This window comes from Ferrimonas pelagia (genome assembly GCF_039543565.1).
Classification (GTDB): domain Bacteria; phylum Pseudomonadota; class Gammaproteobacteria; order Enterobacterales; family Shewanellaceae; genus Ferrimonas; species Ferrimonas pelagia.
This window is the reverse complement of sequence record NZ_BAABJZ010000018.1, coordinates 37,484-45,670: the sequence shown is the minus strand read 5'-3', so window position 1 is coordinate 45,670 and position 8,187 is coordinate 37,484. Positions and strand designations below refer to the sequence as shown.

Annotated in this window: 7 protein-coding genes; 1 reads left to right on the top strand and 6 read right to left on the bottom strand. The window is 59.8% G+C overall.

Translation table 11 applies throughout. The annotated features are described in order from the left end of the window. Positions 1–235 precede the first annotated feature (235 nt). The 3 genes from rhlP to ABEA08_RS07375 form a co-directional block, all read right to left on the bottom strand. Entirely contained in the window at positions 236–1,051 is an 816-nt protein-coding gene (gene rhlP / locus ABEA08_RS07385; protein WP_345334646.1) for a rhombotarget lipoprotein, read from the bottom strand. 91 nt (positions 1,052–1,142) lie between these two features. Continuing rightward, entirely contained in the window at positions 1,143–2,522 is a 1,380-nt protein-coding gene (locus ABEA08_RS07380; RefSeq protein WP_345334645.1) for an alanine/glycine:cation symporter family protein, read from the bottom strand. A 141-nt stretch (positions 2,523–2,663) separates the two neighbouring features. After that, positions 2,664–3,566, bottom strand: a complete 903-nt coding sequence (locus tag ABEA08_RS07375) for a LysR family transcriptional regulator (protein ID WP_345334644.1) — start codon at positions 3,564–3,566, stop codon at positions 2,664–2,666. Between the two features lie 102 nt (positions 3,567–3,668). On the opposite strand from ABEA08_RS07375, the gene ABEA08_RS07370 reads away from it, so the two are divergent. Further along, complete coding sequence (locus ABEA08_RS07370; protein ID WP_345334643.1) at positions 3,669–4,295, top strand: FMN-dependent NADH-azoreductase; 627 nt, start codon at positions 3,669–3,671, stop codon at positions 4,293–4,295. Here ABEA08_RS07370 and ABEA08_RS07365 read toward each other — a convergent pair. The 3 genes from ABEA08_RS07365 to ABEA08_RS07355 are packed head-to-tail and all read right to left on the bottom strand — an operon-like array spanning position 4,284 to position 8,177. After that, complete coding sequence (locus ABEA08_RS07365) at positions 4,284–5,735, bottom strand: hypothetical protein (RefSeq protein ID WP_345334642.1); 1,452 nt, start codon at positions 5,733–5,735, stop codon at positions 4,284–4,286. The genes ABEA08_RS07370 and ABEA08_RS07365 overlap by 12 nt on opposite strands. Next, a complete protein-coding gene (locus tag ABEA08_RS07360; protein ID WP_345334641.1) occupies positions 5,716–6,672 on the bottom strand; it encodes an alpha-L-glutamate ligase-like protein in 957 nt (318 codons plus the stop codon). The genes ABEA08_RS07365 and ABEA08_RS07360 overlap by 20 nt, the downstream gene beginning before the upstream one ends. Beyond that, positions 6,669–8,177 (bottom strand): inactive transglutaminase family protein, encoded by a 1,509-nt coding sequence (locus ABEA08_RS07355; RefSeq protein ID WP_345334640.1) that lies wholly within the window; start codon positions 8,175–8,177, stop codon positions 6,669–6,671. The genes ABEA08_RS07360 and ABEA08_RS07355 overlap by 4 nt, the downstream gene beginning before the upstream one ends. Between the last annotated feature and the right edge of the window lie 10 nt (positions 8,178–8,187).

The following is an 8,187-nucleotide window of genomic DNA, read 5'->3' as shown; positions in this document are numbered from 1 at the left end:
TATGACCACATTGTCGACCAGGTTGCAGATGCTTGGAACAGCTTTCGAAAAGATGCAGAACAAGTGCGGCATCTGTGCAGCAGGGAATGGGCCAGACTGACCAAATAGATAATGGAATTGGTATTATTTAACCTGCTCCGCTGAGGAGTTCATTGAGCCCGAGTGTCAAGAAGGGTTCCCGCTTCGGGGCGATGCCGCTAGGCCCGCCGTGTTCCGTTATGTGCAAGTGGACGATTTAACGGCGTGAACGTCGACGGGCAAAACCGAATAACAGCAGGGCGGCAAAGGGGATCGGCGTGAGGACGCCGCTGCCAAAGCCCGCACCCGGCTCTATCTGTCCGGTTCGCTGCTGCCCCATCCGAGCGCTGAAGCGCTCGAGTTCGTTATCCAGCGTGCTCAGCATATCGTCGGCGGCTTGTGCAGATCCTATCTGTGCGCCGGCTGCAGGGATGTTATCGATGTCGGTATCGTCGCTGTCGCGGATTTGGTGCAGGCCTGAGGCATGAAACAGCAATTGCTCGCTGGCAACATCGATAACAGTGGTGGTGACAAAGGTGCGAACGCTGGCTTCATTGCCGGGAAAGCTATAGAGACCGACGATGGACCAATATGACACGGCGTGAGGGTTTTCGCCGCGCTGGCGGATCTGATCAGAGGCGATCAGTGCCATCAAGTCGACGTCATAGCGTCGCGCGACATGGCGTAAGCCATCGAAACCTGGGTTGCCGTTAAGAGCGCTGCTGGGGATCAGCTCCAGTCGGCCGACATAGGGTTGCTGGGCGAAACGATGGCGGATCTGCTCGAGCAGCTGGGTTGCCTGCTCTGGGCTGATCGCGTCTGCGTGATCTTGGCTGGAGACAAAGGCGATGCCGACGTTGGCTGGCTGCGGGATGGTGGGCGTAACCGGGTGTTGTGAGCGCCGCTCGCTGGTCTGGGGATAGAGGTACTGCATCAGACTACTGGAGACGGCCTCTTGTTGGTCGCTTCGATCGGCAAACAGCGTGCAGGCTGAGAGGCTGATAACGAGGCAAAGCAGTGCGATGATCCGCATGGTCGGTTCTCCGTTGGGCCGCGCAGGCGTTGAGCCGCCCGGCCTTAACTGGCATGCCCCGTGTGGCCCGGTAAAGACCGGGCCGGTGGGATCACGCCGACGGGGTGGTGCTGTTGGCCTTGTCGACGCCAGCTTCTTTCTGACTAAAGTATTGCCGCGTCAGCTTGAAGACGACAGGACTGAGTAACAATAGCGCGATCAGATTGGGGATCGCCATCATGGCATTGAGTGTATCAGCCAGTAACCAGACGAAGTCTAAGGTGGCAACGGCACCGACGGGAACGGCCAAGGTAAACACCAGACGGAAGGGTTTGATGGCCTTTTCGCCCAGCAGGTAATGGACACAGCGCTCGCAGTAGACACTCCAACCTAGGATCGTGGTAAAGGCGAAGACCACCAGTGAGATAGAGACAATGACATTGCCGTACGGGATCGACTGGCCAAACGCCATGGTGGTGAGGGCGGCACCGCTGGTGCCGCTGTCCCAGACGCCGGTGAGGATAATAGCCAGACCGGTGATGGAGCAGACAATGATGGTATCAATAAAGGTGCCGAGCATGGCGATCAGTCCCTGCCGTACCGGGTTGTTGGTTTTGGCTGAGGCATGGGCGATGGGGGCGGAGCCAAGGCCGGCTTCGTTGGAGAAGACACCACGGGCCACCCCAAAGCGGATCGCCATCCACACGGCTGCACCGGCAAACCCGCCTTGGGCCGCGACTGGGGTAAAGGCGCTTTCTATCACCAGGGCGATGGCGGCGGGCACTTGAGGCAGATTGAGTGCCAGAACCGCCAACCCAGCCGTGACATAGAACACCGCCATTAGCGGTACGAGCCGGCCAGCAACCACGGCGATGCGTTTGATCCCGCCCATCAGTACGGCACCCACCAACAGCATCAAGACAATGCCGGAGAGGGTAGGGGAGATCGAGAAATTGGCTTCTAAAGCCTGAGCGACGGAGTTGGATTGGGTGCCGTTGCCGATCCCAAAGCCGGCGATGGAGCCGAACAGGGCAAAGGCCGTGGCGAGCCAACCCCATTTGCTGGAGAGGCCGTTTTTGATGTAGTACATCGGGCCGCCGACGTATTCGCCGTTGTCGCCTTTTTCTCGATATTTGACCGCCAGAACCGCCTCGGCATACTTGGTGGCCATACCCACCAGTGCGGTGCACCACATCCAGAACAGCGCCCCTGGACCGCCCATGGCCACGGCGGTTGCCACGCCGGCGATATTACCGGTTCCGATGGTGGCCGACAGCGAGGTCATCAGGGCGTTAAAGGCACTGATATCCCCTTTGTCACCGCCTTCGCTGCGGCCTTGCCACAGGAGACTGAACCCGAGCCCGAGTTTGCGCATCGGCATAAAGCCCAGGCCGAGGGTGAGGTACAGACCGACGCCGAGGATCAAGACCAGCATTGGGATCCCCCAAACGATCCCATTGAGTTGTGCGACCAGTTCCGTGAGCCAATTCATCCATGCACTCCCTTATAAATTATTATCCGTTTGGTGTTGGCAGGCGGTAACAGGTCGCCTGTAACTAAGTGATCTTTTACACGGAATGCCAAAATTTGACAACTGGGTCACCGTTTATGAAGTGTTGCTATTCGGCGAGGCTCACCCGGGCTCGGCTGAGCCTAGCGGCGCTGACGCGATCAGCAGTTGGGCGAATCGCTGCGCTGCCGGACCGAGCTGATCCGGATCGGGGATCACCAGAGAGAGCGGCAGCAGCGAGGTGTTGAGTTTGGCTTGGCGCAGATGGACCAAGTGCGCTTGGTCGATGTGCGGCTGGGCGATCGCTTCGGGGATCCGACAGAAGCCCAGGCCCTGCTTTAACATGGCGATCGCGTCATGGAAGTTTGAGAAGGTCCAGCGCTGCTCCGCTTTCAACCAACCCAGCTCCTTGTCCGCCTCGCTGCCGGTATCTTTGATAACCAGCTGCAGCTCTTGGATCAGCCGGGCTTCATCGATGGTGTGCTCGTGCGCCAGCGCATGGTCTGGGTGGCACACCAGTAACATGCGGCACAGTGCCAGTGGGTGGCCACGATAGCCCGCGGGCAGGCGGGCGCTGATGGCCAGATCGCATCGGCGCTCAGTAATGGCATCGCTGGTGCCGCTCAGAACATTCTCTATGATGGTGATCCGGGTGCCACGGCTTTCAGGATAGAACTGGCGCAATGCGCAGTGGAGCGCTTCGGTGGGGTAGAGGATCTCTTTGGAGATCACGATCTCCGGCTCCCAGCCCTGCTCGAGGTTGATGGCCAACATCTCCAGTTGTTCTATCTGTTGGGTTAACGCGCGCGAGCGGCGCAACATCACTCGGCCCTGTGGGGTTAGCTGTGCCTTACGGCCTTTCACTTCGAGCAGAGGGACACCCAGCAGTTGTTGCAGCTTGGCCACCGCATGATTCAACGATGACTGGCTCTTGTTCAGTGCGGCGGCGGCATGGGCGTAGCCGCCGTGATCGACCACGGCCTGCAAAATGCGCCACTGCTCCAGTGTGGTGTGGGGACGGTACATAACGTTCTTCTTTTTCGATAGATGTTAGCTAAATTGTGCGATTTTGTTTCTACCTGTTGCAAGTATTCTTGTTCTCAACGTCACAAGAGAGAGAATGCCCAGATGAAAACGCTTCTGATCGTCAACGCTAGCCTGAACCAAGATGACAGCCATAGCCGCCAATTAGCCGCAGAGCTTCAAGCGGGTTGGTTGGCTATCCACCCTCAGGGACGGGTGATCCAACGGGATGTGGGGGCCGCTCCGCCGCCACATCTGGATATCGAAACGGTAACGGCGTTCTATACCGAGCCGGATCGGCGCGATGAGGCGACGCAGCGTTTGATCGCCTTGTCTGATCAATTGGTGGCTGAGCTGCAGGCCGCCGATGAGGTGGTGATCGCCACGCCGATGTATAACTTTTCGGTTCCGTCCGGCTTGAAGGCGTGGATCGATCTGATCTGCCGGGTCGGCGTCACGTTTCGCTATACCGAGCATGGGCCGGAAGGCTTGCTCCACGGTAAGCGCGGCTTGATCATCGCGACGCGGGGCGGTCGCTATGCGGCGGGAGCGCCAGCGGCCGCGGCCAATCATCAGGATCCTTACCTGCGAACTGTGCTTGGCTTTGTCGGCATTGACGATGTTACGGTCGTGGCGGCGGAAGGGCTTTCCGCTGGGCGCGACGGCTTCGAGCAGGCACAACAGCAACTGCAGCGTTGCTTGCAGGTGCCTGAGGCGGCGCTAGTCGATTGAGCCGTCGGTCGTTGCGGCGAGGCTCGACCAGGGGAAGGACGATGGCAATGCGGGTTTTAGCTCCGTGCGGGTCTGCGTTTGTTGGCTCACCCAGCGTTGCGCCTGCTGGGTTAAATACAGGCGCTGGATCAGGGCTCCTGGCTGAAAGACCATCCGCTCACTGCTGTACCAGGGCCAGAGCTCCGATGGCGGGCTTTGCTGCAGGTAGCGCTGATAAAGCGTTGTTTGGCGTGTCTGCAGGACGCCGTCGTTGAGCTTGGGCTGCTGCCAGAGGGCCAGTGCCAATTGGGCTTCAATCAACAGGCTGGCTGGGTAACGAGGTGGGGCCGTGACGCGTTGGCCCAGCAGGGATCGCTGAAACTCGGGTTGGCGCGCCCATTCTAATGCCAAGGCGCGGCCTAGCTCGCCATGATTGGGGCTGGGATGATCGATCTCCTGTCCGTGAGCTTGTCCTAGTGCGGTACCGACGGTACGTACCCATTGCCACCAGTGCTGAGCGTGCCAAGGGCTTTGGCGATAGTGGAGTTCGATGATCGCCGGGCTGTGACCGAGCCAGTGATTCTGCAAGATCCGGCGTGCGTTGTGCTCTGCCTGGTGGAGTGACACGTAGCCCAACAGACGTTTGTCCGACCAGAGTTGCCATTGCTGCTCGTCGATGCTGACTAGGGTCAACGCCATGGCCTGGCTGAGCGCCTCCAAGGTCTGGCGGGCCAGTTGCTCGGCTGGGCGCGCTAAGGGCTGGGGCGGCGCGGCGGAGCGTTGCCAACCTGGCTGCACCCGATCGGGCGTGAGTGAGTCGAGAAAGTCTTGTCTTTCGACGTGTTGCCCGAGCGGCACGGAGCTAAGTTGCTGACTGAGCGGATCGCGATAACCGGCCTGTTTGGCAAGCTGCCACTGAGCCTCGATCTGCGCCTCAAGCAAGGTGCGGTTATCCGGATAGCCACGGGACTGGTATCGTCGCCATACGGTGCGGCGGCAGCCTTCATGCTCGGCGCCGCGCAGGTAGGGGACAACGGCACTGGGGCTGAGATCCAGCGTAAAGGGGGCTTCATGGGGCGTGCCGTGCAAACAGCGCGGATCGGTTAGGGTGAGCTGCTTGAGCGGCTGGCGCTGATGGTGGAGCAGTTGCGCGGTGGCATTGAGCTGCTCGGTTGAGGCGGTTGCCTGAGTGATCAGCGGCGCTAGGGCTTGACGCAGTTGGTAGGCACATTGGCCGATCTCGACGCTGTCGAACCGCTCGGAGGAAAGTTGCAGCTGATCCTGAAGCAGACGCAATTGGGCGAGACGTTGACGAGGGGCGGGCTCGGCTTGGATCCCGGCGATCTGGTGAAAACAGTAGTCGAGCAGGGTGTCTGCGGCGGCGCTGGCAGAGAAAAACGCCCCGATCAGGATCAGGGCGTTGAGGTGGGGCTTGGCTGACTCAGTTCGGCGCCTGACCACCAAACCACTCCTTGGCTTTGGCAATGCGCTCTTCGACGCTGAAGGTTTGGTCGCCCAGCGCTTCGATCTTACGGAGGCGGGGCAGTAAGCCTTGATCATTGGCGATCTGGATCGCCAGACCCGGTCGGGCGTTAAGCTCAAGCAGCAGCGGTCCTCGCTCGCTGTCCAGCACCATATCGGTCCCCAAATAACCCAAGCCAGACATCTCATAGCAGCCGGACGCCAGCTCGAGCAGTCGATCCCAGTGTGGCACCTGCACCGCATGCAGATCTTTACTGGTGTCGGGGTGGAGTTGCACCGGCTCGTCGTATTGCACCGCGCGGATCGCCTGGCCATTGGCGATATCCACGCCGATCCCCACCGCGCCTTGGTGTAAGTTGGCCTTGCCGTCGGAGGCGTGGGTCGAGCAGCGTAGCATGCCCATGACCGGGAAGCCTTTGAACACGATCAGGCGAATGTCCGGCACGCCTTCATAGGAGATCCCTTCGAACACGGGATCGAAACGGATCAAGGCTTCGATCACCGCCACGTCGTTCTTCCCGCCGAGGCTGAACAGACCCGCCAGGATATTGGAGCAGTGACGCTCCATATCGCTGAGGCTGACTTCGCCACCGGAGGGCTTGAAGAACTTACCGTCCTCGACCTTGGTGATCACCAAGATCCCCTTGCCCCCAGAGCCCTGTGCGGGCTTGATGCAGAAACCCGTTTGACCAGCCAAGCGCTGCGCCAGATCACTGATCTCATGCTGCTCGCTGATCACCGAGATCAGATCCGGTGTGGCGATCTCGGCTTTCAGTGCCAGCTGTTTGGTGATCAGCTTATCGTCCACCTGCTTGTACAGCGAACGCGGATTGTAGCGGCCGATGTAGGAGATGTTGCGCTGGTTCATCCCCATAATGCCGCGGCTTCTTAGGCGGCGCGGATCGCAGAAGATCATTGCTTGTCCTCAGCGAGCGGGCGGAAACGGCGCAGCTCCAGCAAGCGATAGCCGGTGTATTGGCCCATCACTAAGATCAGCGCGAGGACGATCAGGTGGATCCCGAGGAAGTTAAAGGCCCAGTGGCGAACCAGATCGTTATCCATCGCCAGATAGGTGATCACCGCGACCAGCAGCGAGCCGCCGCCTTGCACAAAGACCTCTTTCGGCCCCTCTTCCTCCCAAAGGATGGACATCCGCTCGATGGTCCAAGCCAGAATGATCATCGGGAAGAAGGTGATGGTCAGACCCTCGGTCAGGCCGAAGTTAAAGGCCAGCAGGGTAAAGGCGGCGATAATGCCCAGCACCAGGATCACCACCGCTGAGATCCGCGAGATCAACAGCAGGTTGAGATTGGACAGGTACGAGCGCAGCACCAAGCCGCAGGCGACGATCAACAAAAAGCCCACTAAGCCGGTCAGCAACTTGGTCTGGATAAAGGCCAGGGCGATCAACACCGGCATAAAGGTGCCGGAGGTCTTCAGGCCTATTAGAACCCGTAGGAACACCACCACCAGTACGCCGATCGGGATCAGGAACAGCCCGCGCAGCAGGGATTGTTCTTCCAGTGGCAGGTTATACAGCGACAGTCCACGTTCTTGCGCCGCCGCCGACATCATGTCCAAGGCGGTGGCCAGAGCCGGACGAGTGTCTTCAATCATCGAGAAGGTGACGCTGGAGTTACTGCCGCCGGTCAATTCGAGTACCGAGTTGCCATGGCGTTGCCACAGCAGCAGGTTGTCTGGCCGGCCTTCCGTTCCGCTCTCCGGGTTAAACAGGTAGCCGTTTTCGCCGTCTTGAACCTCGACCCAGGCGCGCAACGCTTGGCGGCGGCGGCCATCTTCCAGATTCAGTGCGTAGACGATCTGCGACGGCACGCCAGCGGTTTGCAGCAGGCGGTTAAGCAGTGCGGCAGGCTCGTAACGCGCCAGCAGCAAGGCGACGTTCTGCTGCTGCTCTGGGTTGGCGACCAACTTGGCCAATTGCAGTGCAAACGAGCGGTTGTTGGCGCTCTGATCCCACGCCTTGGCGATCACCGTCTGTGCGGCGGTATCCAACCCTTCGTCCCACACCAGATTGGGCACGGTATACTCGGTGGCGTGATCGTCCAGCAGGTCATAGCCGTTGGGCACCAGATTGGCGGTGTAATACAGCTCCTGGCTACCGCTGGCATTGCGGGTGGTCCAGGTGGCGCGGCGCCCGCTTTGATCTTCGGTCATGGACAGGCCATAACCGGGTGAGGCAGCGGACTCCGATAACAGGGTAAAGGCGGGATCGGTCGGCAAAGCCAAAGTGGCTTCAACTGGGCCATTGGCGTTATAGGTGATCCGGGCCTCAACGGTCCACGTGGTTTGCACACTGCCGGGGAAGAACGGGATGTGGTCGACCTTGTGGCGATAGAGGTTGTAGCCGAAGCCGCTGGCGATCAGCAAAAAGATAAGGAAATAAAATGGCTTGCGCGACACGACAGATTCC